Source organism: Nocardia sp. 348MFTsu5.1 (assembly GCF_000383535.1).
GTDB lineage: Bacteria > Actinomycetota > Actinomycetes > Mycobacteriales > Mycobacteriaceae > Williamsia > Williamsia faeni.
Map to the genome: position 1 here is coordinate 1 of NZ_KB911534.1, position 19,114 is coordinate 19,114.

Below are 19,114 nucleotides of genomic sequence, written 5' to 3' on the forward strand. Positions count from 1 at the left end.
CTTCGATTACTTCTGAGTGACCGGTGACGACAACGACGTTGTGGTGGGGCTCGCGGTAGACGGGCCCCAGTTCTCGGAGAGCATCGAAGTACTCGAACGGGCTCTGAGCCAGTGCCGGGTCGGTGAAGTAGTCGGCGGAAGCGATGTCGGTCATGAGACTAGGGGTCCCTTCGGGTTGTGGGGGCAGTGCGAAGTGGGCTGGTTTGTGCGTATCGGCGGTCAGGGTCTGTCGACCATGCTGATGGCCTGACGTGGGCACCCGCTGATGGCGGCCTTGACGTCCGGCAACAGGGCTTCTGGCGGATCTTCGTCGCAGGTGGCGACGTCGGCGTCGTCGTTGAGTACGAACACCTCAGGTGCGATCTCGACGCACAGCGCGTGCGCTTCGCACAGCTGAGGGTCCACTTGCAGTCTCTTCTTTGATGACGTCATCTGGTGTCCTCTCGAGCAGTGTGCGATCCGGTAGCCGTCAGCTGCCGAACCGGTGTAGGTCCCGGACGGAGCCATTGACTGGCGCCCTGCATGCCGGGCGACCGGGTTGAGCCGCGCCTGCAGACGACCAGAATCGGCAACCCGGTTCGGGCGCGGAAATCGGTGAAGTTCTTGAAAAACGGATGGAGTGTCTGTCCGTCAAGTATTGCATGTATAAAAGTAGGTCACAAGACTTATTCTTCAGTCGCACGATATGGAGGTAGGTCAGAGGTGCTCTTCCGGCAATGCGTGTAGGTGGTCGTGGTGGATCCACTGTGATCACCAGTTCCACCGCCGGCCTGAAAGCAGCTGCGTCGATGTTCGCCAGGTATGGCCTACGCCTCGGCGAATGGGACTGGTTGCTCTGATGCAGGGGCTCGCGAGTTCCCTTGCTTCGGAGTGGATTTGCGTGCGGTTGAGGAGAAGTTGGGTGAACTGATCACCGGTGGTCACCGCATCGGTAAGTGAGTCGTCGACCAAAAACGGGGCCGAGATCATCGCGCCCCCGTTTCGTTGTCAGCGGGACATTGGCCGCTTGGGACTTACGCCGTAGAAACTATGCCGGCGCTTGATGGCACCTGTCCGGTCAGGTATTCGCCCCGCGCTGCACTCATCAAGTCGTCGGTTCGGACCAGCTTGATCCGCGGGCGACCGTCGACCTTGCCGGTCTCGCGTTCGTAGCGGTCGATGTTCGCCCACTCGGACTTGCCGAGCACATGCGCACCTCGTCCGGCTGCGATGTGCGCAATGTCCGACAGCGTGTCGGTGGGTTCGGGCAGGATACCTGCGACGAAGTCCGCGATCACCGCCCGGGCGGTCTCCTGACCGCAGAGCCGGTTCATCCCGATGCCGCCACTTGCGCCGCGTTTGATCCATCCGGCGACGTAGAGTCCGGGGACGACGGACCCATCGGGGGTTTCCGTAACTCGGCCAGATTCATTCGGGACCACGCCACGGGCAGCGTCGAACGGCAAGTCGACCAGAGGAACTCCGGTATAGCCGATCGCCCGCATCACCAGTCCGGTGGCGAAAGTGGCGGACTCCCCGGTAGGAGCGACTTGCGCAGATTTGCCGCCGCCATCGCCTACGAAGGCATTTCGCGCACATACAAGAGTGTCCGCCCCCGTCTCGGGTGTTCCATAGATTGCCACCGGGGACAAGAGGTAGCGGAACACCACACGCTTCCGCCCTGGAGTTGGAGTGCGGGCGGCGAACTCTTCGGCAATCCGTAATTTCGTCGCGATGGTCGAATCGAGCGTGCCCTGCGCCCTTGCCCGTGCACTGTCGGCGTCGAGCACCAGTTCGGCGGGGTCGATGACGACATCCACATCCGCAATGTCGCCCATCGCCAAAAACTCGCCGATCGTGTACGCAGCCTGCGCGACACCACGACGCGCCAACAGCACGACCTCCCGAATGTTGCTGGCGCGCAACGCGGTCAGTGCGTGGTCGGCGATGTCGGTCGACGACAGTTCTGCGGGATCGCGGAGGAGGATCCGCGCAACGTCCAAAGCGACGTTACCGTTGCCCACCACTATCGCTCGCTCTCCAGATAGGTCAAATCGTCGACCCGAGTAGTCAGGATGGCCGTTGTACCACGCCACAAAATCTGTCGCCGCGATACTGCCGGGCAAGTTCTCGCCGTCGATTCCGAGTGGTTTGTCGGTAGAGGCTCCGTGCGCGTAGATGACTGCGCCATACCTGTCAGCCAGTTCGGAGTGGAATACATGGGTACCCACCTCGACTCCGAGGTGATATCCGAACGCAGGATTAGCAGCGACCGTGGCAAACGTTTTGTCCACCAATTTGGTCGACGGATGATCAGGAGCTACCCCTGCTCGAACGAGACCGTACGGGGTTAGCAGTCGATCGAACATGTCGACCGTCGTGGTCGGGTGTTTCAACAACTCCTCGGCAGCGTAGAACGCTGCGGGCCCGGCGCCGACGACCGCCACTTTCAAGTGCCGATCATCGGGTAGCTGTACGCGTTTGGGCCGCGCCATCAGCCCCGCGTCTACGCTGTGATCGTCGTAGTAGTCGGCGTTGATCTGCAGATATCTTTCCTGCTGCTCGGTGAGGACCTCTTCAGGGAAGATTGCTTCGACAGGACATGCATCGATACACGAACCACAATCGATGCACGTCTCAGGATCGATGAACAACATCTCAGCGCTGCCGAACTCGGGCTCATCCGGCGTGGGATGAATGCAGTTCACCGGGCACACGCTGACACAGGTGGCATCGTTGCAACAAGGCTGCGTTATTACGTATGCCATTTCTGAGGTCCTTCTCTCGGCGGGGGTGGTTTTGGAGCGCGGCATAGCCGACACCGGATCCAGCGGTCGCTCATTCAACGAAATCGGCTAGCGCTGCGTATGTTCAAATTCAGTGGGTGGTCGATGGTGCTGATCGGCTGACGTGGGGCGGGCGGCGATCGCAACTCGAACTCGTCGGTTGCGTTCCGCAAAACTGTTGATCGATTGATCAGAATGCTAGCGTAAGCCATGGATAGCATGGGCCGCAAAGGATGGTCAAGTGGACGACCGTCGATCTCGCGATCGTATAGTCATGTCGCTCATCGCGATCGGCGAGGATGCGGGCAGCCACGGCCGGATAGACGACTTGTGACAGCAGTTCCCGTGAGCTCGGATGGATGGATGAACTGATCGATCGATCAAGTCGACGTCCTGATGGTCGAACTCGTGAGTCGAATCCACTCGGCGCTTCCTCGACGGAGTGCGCGAGACACCGACTCGGTAATCGACGGATACATGCGCCACGAATGTGGCAGACGCCGACGAAGACAAGTGGCCGACAACGACTCCGATGGTGGTGGAAGTCGAGATCGGCCAGATGTAAGTGGGTGTTGTTCCCCGGATCAGCTTTCCTCGAAGAGGCTGATCGCCTGGCGGGGGCAGGCCGCGATCGCGGCACGGACCTCTTTTTCGGTACCTTCGGGCGGATACTCGACCCAGACTGCCAAATCATCGTCGCCGATGTCGAAGATGTCTGGTGCGTTCTGTGCACACAGTGCGTGACCCTCGCATCGGGCTTTGTCGACCTTCAATCGTGACGTGCTCATTGTCTTTCCCATCAAGCGGCCGGCGGGGTGAACAGGAGGTGAAGTTCGGACAAGCCGCGCAGGAGGTAGGTCTTTTCGTAGCTGTACCGGCGATTGCCGGCCGGACCGTGCTTGTCCTCGTTGATGGCGATGTTTCCAGTGTTGGCGAGGTATCGATCAACGGTGGTGGTGGCTTCCACGCGTGCCAGGGGCGCCCCGGGGCAGGTGTGCGCGCCGCGGCCGAATGCGATGTGTTGGTTGTTGTTTTCGCGAGTGAGGTCGAACTCGTCGGGGTTTTCGAACTTGCGGTCGTCGCGGTTGCAGGCGCCCGGATGCACCATCATCGTGGTTCCTGGCGGAATGTCGACGCCACCGAGGTTGACGGCCGTCTTGGTGAACCGGAAGTCGCTCTTGGTGGGGCTTTCGGTGCGCAGCACTTCTTCGACGAACGGCGCGATGAGCTTCTTGTCTTCGCGCAGTTTCGCTTGTAGTTCTTGATCTTCGGCGATGATACGAAGGGCTGAGCCGATCAGGCGTGCGGTAGTGTCCTGGCCGGCGCCGAATAGGAAAGATGCCAGGCGTACGACCACGTCGGGCTCCGGGGTGGAACCGTCGGGGTACGTGGCGGTTGCGAGTTGCGTCAGCACGTCCTCCCGCGGGTTCTGGCGCCGGTCGATGACGTATTCCATAAAACGTTCTTCACAGTACTGAAGCAGGTTGGTCTCGACGGTCTGTGAACTTCCAAGGGCGCCAACTACTTTGGACTTGAAGTTGCTCATCCGCAGGTTTTCCCGGTCTTCGTCCGGCATGCCGAGCAGGTCGGCGATGACCAGCGTGGTGAACGGCCGGGTGTAGTCCGCGATGATTTCGCTCGACCCGGTGCGTACATTGTCGACGAGGCATTGGTCGGCGAGGGCTGCCATGGCGTCGGCGTTCTCCTTGAGGCGACGCGGCGTCATGATGCGACGAAGGAGGCCGCGTTCGCGCTCGTGTGGCTCACCGTCCATGGTGATCAGGTATTCGAAGAATCCCCAGTGCTCCCGATTCTGTTCCACGTAGTCGCTGATGTCGTCGCCTTCAGGCTGACCCTCCAGTGGGGGGAAGGGGCCGGCGACCGAATTACAGGCCGAGAACACTTCTGGGTCCCGGTAGACCTCGATCGCTTCCTCGTATCCCGTCACTGCCATGACACGGGGGGTCGCGATCGGGTGCACCGGGCAGCGGGAGCGCAGCTCGTCGAAATACGGATACGGATCGTCCGCCAAGGCGGGGTCGCTGAAGAAGTCTGCCTTTGTGACATCAACCATTAGAGGCCTTTCAAAGAGTTGGATGTTGAGCTGAGGTAGTCCCTAAAACTGATCGACTGATCAGAATGTTACATTGAGTCATGGGTAGCACGTGCGCGAACGACCGGTCGAGGCCACTTCGGACGCCGAGTTCGGGCACCACCGGTCTCGGGAGGAATTGAGATGGCGACCTCGCGGACAGACGGGGGCAAGAACGTCAACGCCCGGACTCGGCTGTTGGAGGCCACGGTCGAGATCATGTACGAGGAGGGGTACGCGGCGGCGACATCGCGCAAGGTGGCCGCGCGTGCGGGAGTCAAGCAGGCGTTGGTGTACTACTACTTTCCGACAATGGACGATCTCTTTCTCGAGGTGGTGCGCTCCGGTGCGGAAGTCACGCTCGAACGCCAGCGCCGGGCCTTGGAGGAGAACGATCCACTGCGCGCATTGTGGCTGGTCAGTGGGGATGCCAGGGGGACAAAGCTCAATACCGAGTTCATGGCCTTGGCGAACCATCGCAAGGTGATCGGTGCGGAAATGAAAGCGTCGGCCGAGCGAGTTCGTGACATCGAGACGGCCGCGGTCACCATGGTCCTACGTTCGCAGGGCGTTGACCTCGACAAGTACCCACCGATTGTGATGGCGATGGTACTCACCGGCATGGCTCGCAACCTTCGCAATGAACAAGCGGTCGGACTCACTGCTGGGCACGCCGAACTCACTGCCTTCGTCAACCGCATTCTCGACGAGTTCGACTCAGCGCGGACTGCGAACACGTAGGTCCGCGACCGCGTCGGTCTTGTGGTCTGTTCTGATCGAATGACCAAATCCGTGCATTCGCGGCGTTCCGGCTGCACGGGCCTGGTCATCGGGCTACTTGAGGAGGCTACCGGCGTCGACGGCCAGAGTGGCCCCGGTGATGTAGCGGGCTTCGTCCGACGCCAGGAACAGAACTGCATAGCTGATGTCCCTCGGCTCGACCCGGCCGATCGGCAGTACGTGCATCATCTTCGCGACAACCTCGAGGTCGTCGGGCCCGGGGTTTTCGAGGTCGGGGCGGAACATTCGCATGGTGCCCTCGTTCACGAACATCGGGGTGTTCACGTTGGTCGGACACACAGCGTTGACTCTGATCGAGTGCTCGCCGAGTTCGACGCCGAAACTGCGCATCAGGCCCACCGCTCCGTGCTTGGCGGCGATGTAATGTCCGGTATGCGGATAGGCTTTGAGGCCGCCGACTGAGCTGGTCAGAATAATCGATCCACCATTGCCGGCCGATATCAGATGCGGTACACCGGCTTTGACTGTCTTCCGAACCCCGGATAAGTTGACGTCAATCATTTCCTGCCCGTCGCGCTCACTGGTTTTGTCCAAGGTCGCGCCGCCGTTGCCGATGCCGGCGTTGGCAACGATGACATCGAGCTTCCCCAGTTCCTTGGCACCGTCGTCCACGGCGGTTTTGAGGGCGTCGTAGTCGCGCACATCGCCTTCTCGTCGGAGATCGGCCCACAGACGTCGACGGCGATGATGTCGGCACCTTCCTCTGCCAATCGCACTGCGTGACTGCGCCCTTGGCCACGTCGTCCCGCGAAGTGATGATTCTCTTCGCGTGGGAGGGCGGTTTTTCCGCCTATTGACTCCCGCGTGGCCACACCGACCGTCGTACAGGTGGTCAGCTTGCGCTGGTTACGCCTTCGTCGGACCAGGCATCCAATGCCGCCAACGTCTCTTCAGACGGTTGTGTTGTAAGCGTCGCCATCAAACTGTCGAGCAGCTGACTTACGTGAACTGCGTAGGGCGGAACGGGTGAGCCAAACACTCGGGTTTGGTGGCGGTCGGCGCATGCGTGCAAAGCTGCTGCGGAAGTTTGCTGAATCCTTAGGTTTCGCAGTGGTTTTGGAATCTCAGGCAGCAACGCATCGACGCGCTCATAGTAGGCACGCTCCGCGTCGAGGTTGTGGGCCGGGAGTGCATGAATCGGGTTGGCCTTGCGTGCCAGCTGTTCAAGGAACTGCAGATAATAACAATTGTTGTCCTCTGCAAGTTCGATCAACGGCAATTGGTGAGCCTCCAACACCGAACGCAAGTCGTGCGCCGGCGCGCGTGCCAGGAGCAGTTCGCGGCGGCGATCCAGATCGTCGAGCCGGTTGATCAGGATTGCCTCGATCAGACCTTCTTTCGATCCGAAGTGGTACTGCACCGCGGTCTTGTTTGCCATACCGGCCTCAGTGACTATCTGACGCATCGGCACACCGTCGAGTCCGTGGATTGCGTAGAGACGCTCGGCAGTGAGTACCAAACGCTCTTTGGCGGGCGCGCTGAACCGGGGGCTGGACATCTTTCAATGAAACCATGGACAAAAGTAGGTCGCACGACTTATTCTTCAGTCATACGATCTGAAGGTAGGACAAGCAATGGAATCTTTGGCCCCCGCTACTTATAGCGAGATCATGATGGCAGATCCACCTGCCGTGACGACGCCCTTTGTCGACGCGCAGCGCGATTTCCTCGTAGGTCAGGTGTGGTCCCGACCAGGACTGAGTCGACGAAACAGGCGATGGGTGACGCTGACCTGCGTGGGTGCAGCGGATGCGCAACAGCCGATCGAAGATCATGTGCGTGCCGCTCTCACCAGCGGCGACATCGATATCAACGAAATGCTGGAGTTTGTTCTTCACTTTGCTGTCTACAACGGCTGGCCGAAGGCCTCCCACCTGGAAGGTGTCATCCGGCGGCAGTGGGCGACGATGGAGATCGCTGAGGGACGATCAGGTGCATTGACGGCCCCCGACCAGGCATCGCTCGGTCCGAACGACTGGGACGAGCGGATTGCCCGGGGCATCAAAGAGTTCACCGACGTCAACCTCATCAACGCTCCCAAGCCTGAAACCCCCTACATTCACGCCGGCATCTTGAATTTCGTGTTTGGGCACGTCTGGCAACGCCCCGGGCTGACCCGACGGGACCGTAGATTCATCACGGTTGCTTCCGTGGCCGTGTGTGATTCGCTGATACCGCTGCAGTCGCACACCGGATCGGCACTCGAATCGGGCGATATCACCAAAGCCGAGATGGATGAGGTCGTCCTTCAATTATCCGCCTACTCCGGATTCGCCAAGGGTGAAGCACTTCACGCTGTCGCAGAGGATGCGTGGGCTCGACTCGGTAACTGACGCACACGGTCGAGGCCGCTGATTGCTCGCCCAGGCCGCCGATCCCGAGCTTCTCCCCAATATTTGTTCGACGGCCGTAGAGCCAGAAAAGGAAGTTGTACCCACATGTCAGGACTTGAAGGTCGCGTTGCATTCATCACCGGCGCGGCGCGTGGTCAGGGCCGCGCCCACGCGGTGCGCTTGGCCCAAGAGGGCGTCGACATCATCGCTGTCGACATCTGCGAAGACGTCGCTTCGATGACTTACCCGAACGCAAGCGAAGACGACTTGGCAGAGACGGTCCGTCTGGTCGAGAAGGAAGATCGCCGAATAGTTGCGCGGAAAGCCGATGTCCGAGACTTCCAGGGTCTCTCGGAGGCATTCAATGCCGGATTTGCAGAATTTGGTCGAGTGGACATCGTTCTGGCGAATGCCGGAATCATCCGCATGGGATCGGAATCGGACGACTTCCTGGCCGACTGGAATGACGTCATCGACACCAACCTCACCGGGGTGTTCCACACCGTCAGAGCCGCCCTTCCGGCATTGCGCGAAGGCGGTCGCGGTGGATCAATCGTGATCACCAGCTCCACCGCCGGCCTGAAAGCATCTGCGTCGTTGCACGCGAGCGGTATGGCCTACGCGTCGGCAAAACGGGGTCTGGTTGCCCTGATGCAGGGACTCGCGAGTTCCCTTGCTCCCGAGTGGATTCGCGTCAACACCATCCATCCGACCGGTGTGGCCACTGGCATGACGATGAACGAGGCAATGATGAAGTTGTTCGAGGAAGCGTCCGCCGGAGGCGCCAACTCGATCTCCGGGATGCAGAACGCATTGCCCATCGAGATGCTTCAACCCGAAGATGTCGCCAACGCAGTGGCGTTCCTGGTCTCCGATGAGGCGAAGTTCATCACCGGCACCGAGTGGGCGCTGGACGCCGGCTTCATGATTCGCTGACATCGGTCTGCGAAGACGATGTCTGACGTCGAGGACGACATGATCTCAAATACTGTATTTGCACCGCCGGCCGAAGACCTGCCCACCGCCCTGCTCATCGGTGGTGACCGGGTGACCGGCTCATCCGGCGGCACGTACGACCACATCTACCCGGCCACCGGAGAATCCAACGCCACCATCGAGCTGGCCGGCGATCGCGAGGTCGACCGCGCCGTGATCGCGGCCAAAGAGGCTCAGCGCGAGTGGATCTCGATGCCGCCGGAACGTCGGAGAGATCTGATGTTCGACCTTGCCGATGCAGTCAAGGCGGATGTTGATCGTCTGTCCCGCTTCAACGTCCACGACTTCGCTGTTCCGGTCCGGACGAGCCCCGGCCACGTCATGCTCGCCGAGGGGTTCATCCGGTATTACGCCGGGTGGGTGGACAAGGCCTCGGGATCCAGTACCCCGGTGTCGAGCAAGTTCGACGTCAACCTCATCGAGCGAGAGCCGTTCGGCGTGGTCGGCATCATCGCGCCGTGGAACGGCCCGATGGTTGTGGTCGGGCTGAACGTGGCTCCCGCCTTGGCGGCCGGGAACGCGGTGATCCTCAAGCCATCCGAGCTGTCCCCGTTTACACCCCTGCGGTTCGGAGAAATCTGCGTAGAAGTCGGATTGCCGCCAGGGCTGGTGAACGTCTTGCCGTCAGGCCCAGAAGGTGGTGCCGCACTGGTCCGTCATCCGGGCATCGGCAAGATCCACTTCACCGGTGGCGGCGACACCGCGAGGAAGATCATCACCGCAGCAGCTCCGAACCTGACACCGGTGGCAACCGAGCTGGGTGGCAAATCTGCCAATCTGGTCTTCGAGGATGCGGACCTCGATCAGGCGGCCATTCTGGCAGCGTGGCAGGGCCCGCTCGGTCAGTCCGGGCAGAGTTGTGCATGCGGCAGTCGAATTATGGTGCAGGACAAGGTCTATGACGCTTTCCTGGAGCGATTCTTGAAGGTGATCGATTCTGCACCGATTGGTGACCCTTTCGATCCCAGCGTCATGCTGGGCCCCGTGGTCAGCCAGGCCTCCACCGAACGGATATTGGCGATCATCGATCGTGCGGTCGATGAGAACATGGGTGAACTGATCACTGGTGGCCGCCGGCTCGGCGGAGAACTCAGTTCCGGTTTCTATATTGAGCCCACTGTCTTCGGCGACGTCGACAATCGGTCGCCGCTGGCGACCGTGGAGACGTTCGGTCCAGTCGTGTCGGTGATGCGGTTTGCCGATGAAGCTGAGGCAGTTGCCATGGCCAATGACACCACCTTTGGGCTCAATGCGTTCGTGCAGACCGCGAATCTCACTCGCGCACATCGGGTTGCCCGCCAGCTGGAGTCCGGTTCGGTGTGGGTCAACCGAAACAGTGATATTTCGCCGCAGGGCCCGTACGGAGGCTACAAGCAAAGTGGTACGGGCCGAGCCGGGGGACTCGAAGGTCTCCATGAGTTCCAACAGGTGAAAAACATCCGTATCGGTATGTGAGCTGTGCCGGACATATTCGAGGAGGAAGAATGAAATCACATCGCATGCTCATCGGTCTGATGGCAGCAGTGTTGCTGGTTGCTGGTTGTAGTGGACGCAGTGGCGACGGGGGTGAAGACGATCAGGGTGGCGGTGGATCGGCCTCATCCGCCAGCGACATCGCGAGTGGTTTCGGAGATCTATCCGATGTATGTCAGGGAGGATCGGCTTCTTCCGCGCCTACTCAGGGCGTTACCGCCCAGGACATCAAGGTTGGCGTCTTCTCGGATGTCGGCTTCAACAAGAACGCCGAATTCGTCAACGCTGCCAACGTTTTCACGTCGTGGTGCAACGAGCTGGGGGGCATCAACGGACGCAAGGTCGTTGCCAATATCCGCGACTCCAGACTGATGGACGTGCGCAAGCAGATGTTGAACGCGTGCCGTGACGACTTTGCGCTGGTTGGCGGAGGGGCCGCGCTCGACGGTCTCGGGGTGAAAGAGCGCGTCAGCTGCCTGTTGCCCAGCTTCCCGGCCCAGGTAGCTCAATTGACGTCCGTGGGTTCGGCTCTCGAGGTCGCCGCTGATCCCACACAGGTTCCCGGATATGACCCCTACTTCGGGTTCCGGCAGTGGCTGATCAAGGATGCGCATCCGGATTCCGCGAATGCTGTCGGCATCATCAACGGCGATTCGCCGGTGACGAAGGTACTTGGCGAGCAGGCGGTCGAATCAACCGAGGCTGCGGGCGGGACGTTCGTCTACAACGACCTGTATCCGGGGATGGGCGTTTCGGATTGGACTCCGTACGCCCAGGCCATGAAGAGCAAGGGAGTCAAGGGCCTCATCTTCTATGGTGAATTCTCGCAACTGGCCAAACTCGAGTCCGTTTTGACGAGTATGGAATACAAGCTCGACTGGATCGATACGAATAGCAGCGCTTACGGAGAACAGTTCGCAGACCTCGCGGGCACCTCAGCCGGCTACCAGAGCAACTACGTCGATCTGGGCGGCAACCTTCCCCTGAGTAGTGATGCCCTGCCGATGAAACAGCTCAACGAGTTGTGGGAGAAGTACGCGCCGGGTGAGAAGCTCACCTTGCCGGCGGTCCGCGCGATGTCAGCATGGTTGCTGTTCGCCAAGTCTGCGTCGGCCTGTGGCGATGACCTGACGCGAACTTGCTTGCTCAGCACCGCGACCGCCGAAACAGCATGGACAGGCGGCGGATTGCACGCCTCGGTGAACGTGTCTCAGCCGGCCCCGCCGTCAGGGTGCTTCAACATCGAGCAACTGACCCCGGAGGGTTGGGAGACAGCCGATTTCAAGCCTGACGCAGGCCCGTTCCGGTGCAACGTCCCGCCCTACAAGTACACCAAGAATTACGGCACACCGCTCACCTTGGCCGACGTCGGCAAGACCATGGCCGACGTCAAATGACGAGAACGGTCATCGAGCAGTACGTCGGCACCCGCGTTCCGAGGACTGAGGATCCTCGACTGCTCACGGGAACCGGGACCTACGTGGACGACGTGATACGTCCGGGCATGTGGCACGCCTGCTTCGTTCGAAGCCCGCTACCTCGTGGACGTATCCTCGGGATCGATATCTCCGAGGCAGTGGCACTGGACGGCGTGGAAGCGATATTCCTCGCCAATGACCTCAACCCCCTCGTGCACGAGGTTCGGTACTCGCTCGATGGCCGTTACTTTCCGACGTTTCAATGGCCGCCCCTCGCCGATGGAGAGGTCCGATTCGTCGGAGACCCGGTTGCTCTGGTCGTGGCCCGCGATCGATACGTGGCCGAGGATGCGGCGGAACTGGTTGTGGTGGACTACGACCCACTGACGCCGGTCGTCGATTACACGACTGCGGATCAGTCCGAGAACCTGGTCCATCCGCAGTATCCGGGGAATAGCGCCGGCGAGTTGGGTGGAAGGCCGGCGGAAGATCTGGCTCCCATCTTCGACGGCGCGCGACACGTTGTTACGCAGAGCATTTACCAGCAGGCGTATATGCCGATGCCGATGGAGACCCGCGGCATCATCGCCGAATGGTCTGCGTCGTCCGGGGAGATGCAGATATGGACGTCAACCCAATCGCCGCACGAAACCCGCCTCGTATGCGCTCGTCTGCTGGGCATCGACGAGCATCGCGTACGTGTCGTGGTTCGCGATACGGGCGGCGGCTTCGGTCAGAAGGTGGCGCCTCAGCGCGAGGACATGGCCGTGATGCTGGCCGCAACGAAACTGTCGGCGTCGCTCAAGTGGATCGAGGATCGACAAGAACACCTCATGTCTGCGGGAATGGCAAGGCAAGAACACGGCGAAGCCCGAATGGCTTTCGACGAGGACGGGCACATTCTCGCCGCGCAACTGCAGCATGTCCAGAACGTGGGTGCGTACCCGATCACGTCTCCGCTGACAGCGGCCTCGGTCGTCGGGATGCTGTTCCCCGGTCCGTATCGGGTCACCGACGCCACCTTCAGTCTGAAGTTGTTCTACTCGAATACTGTTGGACGTGTCGCATACCGGGGGCCATGGCAGTTCGAGTCCATGGCCCGCGAGGTGCTCCTCGACACGGCCGCCCGTCAGATCGGCATCGACCCGGTGGAACTACGCCGACGAAACATGTTGAGCAGCAAAGACATGCCGATGATAAGCCCCAACGGCATGCCCTACAGCGATGCCACTCCGTCGGAGACCTTCGAGCAGGCCCTGTCGATACTGGACTATGAGGCATTTCGTGCCGAGCAGGAAGCGGCCAGGGCGGCAGGGCGATACCTGGGTGTCGGTACTTGTACCTATCTCGAACCCACTGCCGGCGCCGCTCCGTTCCACGTCACCGAAGGCGCAACAATCCGGATCGAGCCGTCGGGCAAGGTCAACGTGTATGTCGCCGGTGGATCTGCCGGCAACAGCCTGGAGACCACCGTCATCCAGTTGACCGCTGACGCGCTGGGTGTGGACATCGGCGATGTCAACACCATTCAAGGCGACACCGCGGTCACCCCTTTCGGTGGCGGCACGGGAGGCAGTCGTTCGGGTTCGATGACCGCGGGTGCCATCAACGAGACAGCAGCGGGCCTTCGCGAGCGAATTCTGGCGATTGCAGCGCACCGCCTCGATGCCCAGGTCGACGACATCGAGTTCATCCGGAGCCGGGCAACCGTTCGCGGCGTTCCCGATGTTGAACTGTCTTTGGCCGAGATCGCAGACATTGCGTACTTCGGTGTTGAAGGGCTTCCCGCCGGTGTACCGGCCGGACTAGAGGCGAGTGGACGCTACCGATCGCCACTCCCGATGATCTGGGCCAACGCGACCCACGTATGTACCTGCGAGGTCGACGTCAACACCGGCGCAGTCACATTGCTGCGCTACATCGTCAGCGACGACTGCGGCCCGATGATCAACCCCAGCGTCGTCGAGGGTCAGATCTGGGGCGGTACCGTGCAAGGAATCGGTGGTGCACTCTACGAAGAGTCGGCCTACGACGAGAGCGGAAATCCCGTGACCACAACATTCATGGACTACCTGTTGCCAACAGCAACTGAAGTGCCGGTCATCGAACTCGGACACGTCGAGACACCGAGTCAAGGTCCGGGTGGGTACAAGGGCGTCGGCGAAGGTGGTGCAATCGGGTCGTCTCCTGCGGTCGTGAATGCCGTGGCCGACGCGCTGGCTCCGCTGGGTGTCGAGATCAGCCGTCTGCCCTTGTCGCCGTCGAGAATCGTCGGCCTGATCGAGGCCGCGCGAGCCGGGGCGGGTGACAAGTGAAACCGGCTGCGTTCGACTATCACTCACCGGCCACGATCGATGAGGCCGTACAACTGCTGTCGGAACTCGGTGATGATGCGAAGATCATCGCCGGCGGGCAGAGTTTGATGCCGATGCTCAATCTGAGGCTGGCCGCCTTCGACCACCTGGTGGATTTGAGGCGTATCAGTGACCTGCGCGGCATCGAGGTTCGCGACGACTCGGTGTGGATCGGAGCCGGAACCACGCATACGGCGATCGGCAGGTCGGCGCAGATCCGCTCGAACGTGCCGCTGCTGGCCGAGGCCACTCCGCTCATCGGTCATTTCCAGATTCGCAATCGAGGGACGATCGGCGGATCCATCGCCCATGCGGATGCTGCGGCCGAGTATCCCGCAGTGACTTTGGCGCTCGACGCCGAGTTCGATGCAATTTCTCCTCGTGGTGTGCGCAGGATCGCGGCGACGGACTTCTTCAAAGGATTGTGGGGTACCGAACTTGCCGAGGACGAAATCCTGACCGGCGTCATCGTACCGATCCGAAGCGGTCGAACTGGATATGCCATCGAGGAATTCGCCCGGCGCAGTGGAGACTTCGCAATCGCCGGCGCTGCGGTGAGCGTCCGTCTCGACGCCGACTCACGGGTCGAACATTGTGCCATCGCCTTGTTCGGACTCGCCTCGTCGGTGGTGCGGGTTCAGACAGTAGAACAGTCCGTGATCGGCCTGCGCGCTGATGACATTGAGCCTGACGGGATCGGAGTCGACGCATTGGCGTCGTTGAGCTCGATACCCGCCGATCTGCACGGATCGGCGGATTACCGAAAACGTGTGGGTTCGTTGATGGTGGCGCGCGCCTGGCGTCGCGCCGTAGAGGGAGCGATCAATGACCAACATTGATATTGAAGTACGTGTCAACGGTGTGCCGCAACGGCATTCGGTGCCGCCGCGGCTGACACTGGCGGATTTTCTGCGGGTCGACTGCGGTTTGACCGGCACGCATCTGGGCTGCGAGCACGGGGTATGCGGGGCCTGCTCGGTGATGCTCGACGGTGAGGCTGTACGCGCCTGTTTGGTGTTTGCAGTCCAGGCCGACGGTGCCGAGATCACCACGATCGAAGGTATCGCGTCGAAAGACGGCACCCTGTCCACAGTTCAAGCCGCATTTCGCGACAATCACGGACTGCAGTGTGGGTTCTGCACTCCGGGGTTTGTCATGACGGCAACTGCGCTACTGAAAGACAACCCACGACCGTCAGATGACGAGATCCGAGAAGGCATCTCCGGAAACCTGTGCCGCTGCACGGGTTATCAGGGAATCATCGCAGCGGTGCGAGCCGCCGCAGAGGCCGACGACCAACCGCACTGAAGGACAGAACATGAAGCTCGAGAACAACTTCAACATACCGGTGCCCACTGCCGACGCCTGGAAGGTACTGCTCGATCTCGAACGAATCGCACCGTGTGTACCCGGTGCCGAGGTCACCTCGCGGCAGGGTGATGAGTTCAACGGCAAGATGAAGGTCAAACTCGGTCCGATTGGCCTGACGTACAAGGGTGTCATCAAAATCGTCTCCCGCGATGAATCCGCTCACGTGGCCGTACTGGAGGGTGGGGCCAGGGAAGCTCGCGGAAACGGTACCGCCAAAGCGCTCATCACCTGCAGGTTGGCGGAATCCGGTGACACGACAGATGTTTTTGTGGAAACCGATCTCGACATCACCGGCAAACCGGCGCAGTTCGGACGCGGCACCCTCAACGAAGTGGCAGAGATGCTCATCGGGAAGTTCGCGGACAACTTGGCCGAGGAACTTTCCGCGGTACGTCCAGACGCAGCTGGAGCGGTGACCGAACCGGAGGAAACGTCAACTGGTGCTTCGACTGCATCACCGGACCGTGACGGCAACAGCGAAATCGCCGACGCCGGACAGTCGAGCGCGCCTAAGGTGTCGCAGCCGTTGGACTTGTTGCAGGCAACCGGGTTTGATGCCGGTCTGAAGAAGGTGTTGCCGGCGGTTGTGCTGGTCCTGACGGGATTCTTGGCTGGTATTGCGTTCGCGCGCAGATCGCAAAATTGAGGTCTGTGCACGTTCCGATCTTGCGGCGAAGGGTGTCGCTACTGGAGTTCCTCGACCAGCCCGATGACGATGCCGTCGGGGCCGCGTAGGTAGCAGTACCGGTAGATGTCTTCGTATTGGGCTACCGTGCCCACGAGTTCGGCGCCATGGGCGTGCAGGCGGTCGAGGACGTCCGCGACGTCGTCGACGACGAACGTCAGGCGAGGGATGCCCGGGGTGTTCACCGGTGCCTTCGGCGCCGTGCCGGCGGTCGCCGGCGAATGGAACGTCGAAACCTCGACCTTGGCATTGCCGTCCGGAGTCCGCAGGACGGCGATGTCTGCTCGGACCCCGTCCAGTCCGAGGAGGTCGTCGGCCCACTGGCCACCGACTGTTGCTTCGCCTTCAAGTTCCAGGCCCAGTTCGACAAAGAACGCGATGGCAGCCGCGAGATCCTCGACCACAATGCCGACGTGATCCATCCGGCGGATCGCCATGAGATTCCTCCTTGAATTCGCTGCGGCCCATTCTGGCCGGGTTGATCGTTTCACGCGCGCTGACGTTCGGCCCGCTGCTGGATCAGTTCCTCGACCGCGGTGGGGAGCGTGGTTTCGAAGTCGATCAGTTTCACCCAGGTCGGAGTGATCACGATCCGGACCATGCCGTCGTAGAGCGAGCGGACCTCGGCCTCCCACTCGACGCGTTGTTCGGGCGTCATTTCGTAGCTGCCGTTCATCTGCAGGTACTCCTCCGGGATGTCGTCGACGACGTCCAGCTCTGCCCGTCCGCGGATGAGCAGGAGCTTCGGCGGATGTACCTCGCTGTCGATCGTCAGCGCGACCTCGGGGTGGTGGCGCAGGTAGGGAAGCTTCGCGGCATTTTTCGTGGTGCAGACGACGATCTGTGAGCCGTTCCAGGTGAAGGCGATGGGGATGTTGCGGGGTGTGCCGTCAGGCGCGACGTAGGCCATGCGCAGCAGGTCGCGTGCCAGAAGTTCCTGGCTGATCGGGAGGTTCAGGATCTCGGCGATCTGGTTCGGTTGCATGATCGCTCCTTCGTCGGTGTCATCGAGGCCCGTTTGGCTGCTCGTACCCCTGGGACGGAGCCGCCCGGGCGTTCTCGACATCCACGGCGAATGACGTTCCAGACATGCGGACATCTCGGTCCAAGAAACCTCAAAACGCGTCCCTGAACTCCGGTGGCAGGTAGCCCATACTTCTGCCCGATGACTGGGTGTGCTTAGTTGAAATGGGCGGCGACCGGGTTGTGAAGTGCTGCCGTCAACTCCGCTCCGGAGGCAGCCGGAGCATGGGCACGAGGAATTGACGCGCGACGGCAACCAGTTCTTCCTCGGTATCGAGGTTGACGACGTGACTGCGGATCGTCAGGAACGAGGCCGAGATGCGTACCAACACTTCGGCAGTGAGATCAGTGTCGAGATCTTCGGCTATGTTCCCGACGAGTTGTTCGCGGCGCAGCTGACCGGCCACAAATTGTCTTACCGCGGCAAGCATTCTGCCGTCATCGCCGACCATTGCGCCGACGGACAGGTTGGGTTCGGTGGCGATGAGGCTGCCGATCAGCGGATTACTCCTGAAAGCCTGAAGCGAACTGACGAAGCCGACCACGAGGCGGTCGGCCGCCGTCTCGGCGCCTGTGATGTCGATACGAAATTGATCGAAGTACCGCCTGATTTCCCTCAGGATGACGTGCTCGACCAAGGCGTCTTTGGTCGCGAACCGCCGGTAGACCGTGATGCGCGACATCCCTGCCCGCTTGGCCACGTCTTCAACGGAGGAACGCTGAATCCCGGTGCGGCAGAACTGCTCGTATGCCGCATCGAGTAGTCGGGTCCGGGTGGCGTCGGTGTTGGCGCTGCACTCTCGAGCCTCGGTGAACGCGCGTTCCAGTAGAGACTGCGGACCCGACGGACCACCTGACAACCATCGAGCTGAGTTCTCCAAGGGCCAATCCTTTACCTGTGATATCGGACATTGGTGCCTGATCTTGTGATTGCTGCCACAGGCGTGTACCAATGATACGAAGTTACTCACTTTGTATCAATGGCGCATGATGGGGACGGGGATTCGAGATGGACAAATTCAATAGGCGCAACATGCTCAAGGCCGGCGGGGTGGTCGGGGCGGCGGGTGCGTTCAGCCTGATTGCCCCGGCAACTCCTTGGACGTGGTCGCCGGCCGGCTCGGTCCCGGGCATTGGTAGCGGCGCTGATCCGCGCGGGGTGTGGGATGTCGAGGCCGATCCCGTCGTTGCCGGATTGCTCGATCGTGGAGAAGTGCCCAAGGTCAACGAGTTGCTCAGGGGCTGGACCAAGAACGCTCAGCCATTGCCCGCGGGCCTGCCGTCCGAACTGCGGGACTTCATGGAACATGCCCGGCAGCTGCCGTCGTGGACCGATCAGGAAAAGCTTGTCAGCGCAGTCAATTTCAACCAGAAGCGCGGAACCTACCTGGGGGTCTTGTACGGCTTCGCCAGCGGCATGATGAGCACCGTCATCCCCAAAGAGGCCCGCGCGGTGTACTACTCCAAGGGTGGCGCGGACATGAAGGACCGCATCACCAAGACCGCGAAGTTGGGGTATGACATCGGGTCCCTCAACGCCTATCAGCCCGACGGCGAAATGGTTGTCACCTGCGTCAAGACCCGGTTGGCACATGCCGCGGTGCGCCACCTGCTACCTCAGTCTCCGCACTGGGTGAACTCCGCACCCGAGGATGTCCCGATCAGTCAGGCCGACATCATGGTCACCTGGCACAGCCTGCCCACTACCGTCATGCGCAATCTGAACAAGTGGAAGGTACCGATCGCCGCCGACGAATCCGAGGGCTTTCTGCACTCCTGGCAGCTCAGTGCCCATCTGCTGGG

The 19,114-nt window shown here is 61.1% G+C and carries 18 protein-coding genes and 1 pseudogene; 10 read left to right on the forward strand and 9 right to left on the reverse strand.

Annotation, left to right across the window (positions count from 1 at the left end; all coding sequences use genetic code 11):
- Nucleotides 1-219: 219 nt before the first annotated feature.
- The 4 genes from H290_RS0127015 to H290_RS0127030 all read right to left on the reverse strand — a co-directional run bounded on the left by H290_RS0127015 (nucleotide 220) and on the right by H290_RS0127030 (nucleotide 4,839).
- Nucleotides 220-432: a ferredoxin gene (locus H290_RS0127015; protein ID WP_028463752.1), complete on the reverse strand. Its 213-nt coding sequence runs from the start codon at nucleotides 430-432 to the stop codon at nucleotides 220-222.
- Between the two features lie 581 nt (nucleotides 433-1,013).
- Complete coding sequence (locus H290_RS29960; RefSeq protein ID WP_051122222.1) at nucleotides 1,014-2,747, reverse strand: FAD-dependent oxidoreductase; 1,734 nt, start codon at nucleotides 2,745-2,747, stop codon at nucleotides 1,014-1,016.
- A gap of 602 nt (nucleotides 2,748-3,349) precedes the next feature.
- Nucleotides 3,350-3,565, reverse strand: coding sequence for a ferredoxin (locus H290_RS0127025; RefSeq protein WP_020109991.1), 216 nt, complete (start codon nucleotides 3,563-3,565; stop codon nucleotides 3,350-3,352).
- On the reverse strand, nucleotides 3,565-4,839 hold the full coding sequence (locus tag H290_RS0127030; protein ID WP_020109992.1) for a cytochrome P450: 1,275 nt from the start codon (nucleotides 4,837-4,839) through the stop codon (nucleotides 3,565-3,567). The genes H290_RS0127025 and H290_RS0127030 overlap by 1 nt, the downstream gene beginning before the upstream one ends.
- 162 nt (nucleotides 4,840-5,001) lie before the next feature.
- On the opposite strand from H290_RS0127030, the gene H290_RS0127035 reads away from it, so the two are divergent.
- On the forward strand, nucleotides 5,002-5,598 hold the full coding sequence (locus H290_RS0127035) for a TetR/AcrR family transcriptional regulator (RefSeq protein ID WP_020109993.1): 597 nt from the start codon (nucleotides 5,002-5,004) through the stop codon (nucleotides 5,596-5,598).
- Nucleotides 5,599-5,691: 93 nt separating this feature from the next.
- Here the strand turns inward: H290_RS0127035 and H290_RS29965 are convergent.
- Nucleotides 5,692-6,452, reverse strand: a pseudogene (locus H290_RS29965) (mycofactocin-coupled SDR family oxidoreductase).
- A gap of 38 nt (nucleotides 6,453-6,490) precedes the next feature.
- Nucleotides 6,491-7,156, reverse strand: a complete 666-nt coding sequence (locus H290_RS0127045; RefSeq protein WP_020109995.1) for a TetR/AcrR family transcriptional regulator — start codon at nucleotides 7,154-7,156, stop codon at nucleotides 6,491-6,493.
- Between the two features lie 76 nt (nucleotides 7,157-7,232).
- Here H290_RS0127045 and H290_RS0127050 point away from each other — a divergent pair, with 76 nt between their 5' ends.
- The 8 genes from H290_RS0127050 to H290_RS0127085 all read left to right on the forward strand — a co-directional run bounded on the left by H290_RS0127050 (nucleotide 7,233) and on the right by H290_RS0127085 (nucleotide 16,249).
- Nucleotides 7,233-7,991 (forward strand): carboxymuconolactone decarboxylase family protein, encoded by a 759-nt coding sequence (locus H290_RS0127050; protein ID WP_028463753.1) that lies wholly within the window; start codon nucleotides 7,233-7,235, stop codon nucleotides 7,989-7,991.
- 105 nt (nucleotides 7,992-8,096) lie between these two features.
- Nucleotides 8,097-8,927, forward strand: coding sequence for a mycofactocin-coupled SDR family oxidoreductase (locus tag H290_RS0127055; protein ID WP_020109997.1), 831 nt, complete (start codon nucleotides 8,097-8,099; stop codon nucleotides 8,925-8,927).
- A 39-nt stretch (nucleotides 8,928-8,966) separates the two neighbouring features.
- Nucleotides 8,967-10,442: an aldehyde dehydrogenase gene (locus tag H290_RS0127060; RefSeq protein ID WP_110260633.1), complete on the forward strand. Its 1,476-nt coding sequence runs from the start codon at nucleotides 8,967-8,969 to the stop codon at nucleotides 10,440-10,442.
- Nucleotides 10,443-10,471: 29 nt separating this feature from the next.
- Entirely contained in the window at nucleotides 10,472-11,857 is a 1,386-nt protein-coding gene (locus tag H290_RS0127065; protein WP_231373849.1) for an ABC transporter substrate-binding protein, read from the forward strand.
- A complete protein-coding gene (locus H290_RS0127070; protein ID WP_020110000.1) occupies nucleotides 11,854-14,193 on the forward strand; it encodes a xanthine dehydrogenase family protein molybdopterin-binding subunit in 2,340 nt (779 codons plus the stop codon). The genes H290_RS0127065 and H290_RS0127070 overlap by 4 nt, the downstream gene beginning before the upstream one ends.
- Nucleotides 14,190-15,071 carry a xanthine dehydrogenase family protein subunit M gene (locus tag H290_RS0127075; RefSeq protein WP_020110001.1) on the forward strand — a complete coding sequence of 294 codons (882 nt, stop codon included), beginning with the start codon at nucleotides 14,190-14,192 and terminating at the stop codon, nucleotides 15,069-15,071. The genes H290_RS0127070 and H290_RS0127075 overlap by 4 nt, the downstream gene beginning before the upstream one ends.
- Nucleotides 15,058-15,540: a (2Fe-2S)-binding protein gene (locus tag H290_RS0127080; protein WP_028463755.1), complete on the forward strand. Its 483-nt coding sequence runs from the start codon at nucleotides 15,058-15,060 to the stop codon at nucleotides 15,538-15,540. The genes H290_RS0127075 and H290_RS0127080 overlap by 14 nt, the downstream gene beginning before the upstream one ends.
- A gap of 10 nt (nucleotides 15,541-15,550) precedes the next feature.
- Complete coding sequence (locus tag H290_RS0127085; protein WP_020110003.1) at nucleotides 15,551-16,249, forward strand: SRPBCC family protein; 699 nt, start codon at nucleotides 15,551-15,553, stop codon at nucleotides 16,247-16,249.
- Nucleotides 16,250-16,287: 38 nt separating this feature from the next.
- Here H290_RS0127085 and H290_RS0127090 read toward each other — a convergent pair whose 3' ends face one another.
- From H290_RS0127090 to H290_RS0127100, 3 genes are all read right to left on the reverse strand, one after another.
- Nucleotides 16,288-16,725: a VOC family protein gene (locus tag H290_RS0127090; protein WP_020110004.1), complete on the reverse strand. Its 438-nt coding sequence runs from the start codon at nucleotides 16,723-16,725 to the stop codon at nucleotides 16,288-16,290.
- A 50-nt stretch (nucleotides 16,726-16,775) separates the two neighbouring features.
- Nucleotides 16,776-17,273 (reverse strand): pyridoxamine 5'-phosphate oxidase family protein, encoded by a 498-nt coding sequence (locus H290_RS0127095; protein WP_020110005.1) that lies wholly within the window; start codon nucleotides 17,271-17,273, stop codon nucleotides 16,776-16,778.
- Nucleotides 17,274-17,508: 235 nt separating this feature from the next.
- The gene (locus tag H290_RS0127100) at nucleotides 17,509-18,171 is read right to left on the reverse strand and encodes a TetR family transcriptional regulator (RefSeq protein WP_020110006.1); all 663 of its coding nucleotides are present in this window, start codon (nucleotides 18,169-18,171) and stop codon (nucleotides 17,509-17,511) included.
- Nucleotides 18,172-18,320: 149 nt separating this feature from the next.
- Between H290_RS0127100 and H290_RS0127105 the strand changes: the two genes are divergently transcribed.
- Nucleotides 18,321-19,114, forward strand: a 794-nt coding sequence (locus H290_RS0127105; RefSeq protein WP_020110007.1) for a twin-arginine translocation signal domain-containing protein, incomplete at its 3' end; no start/stop codon positions are given.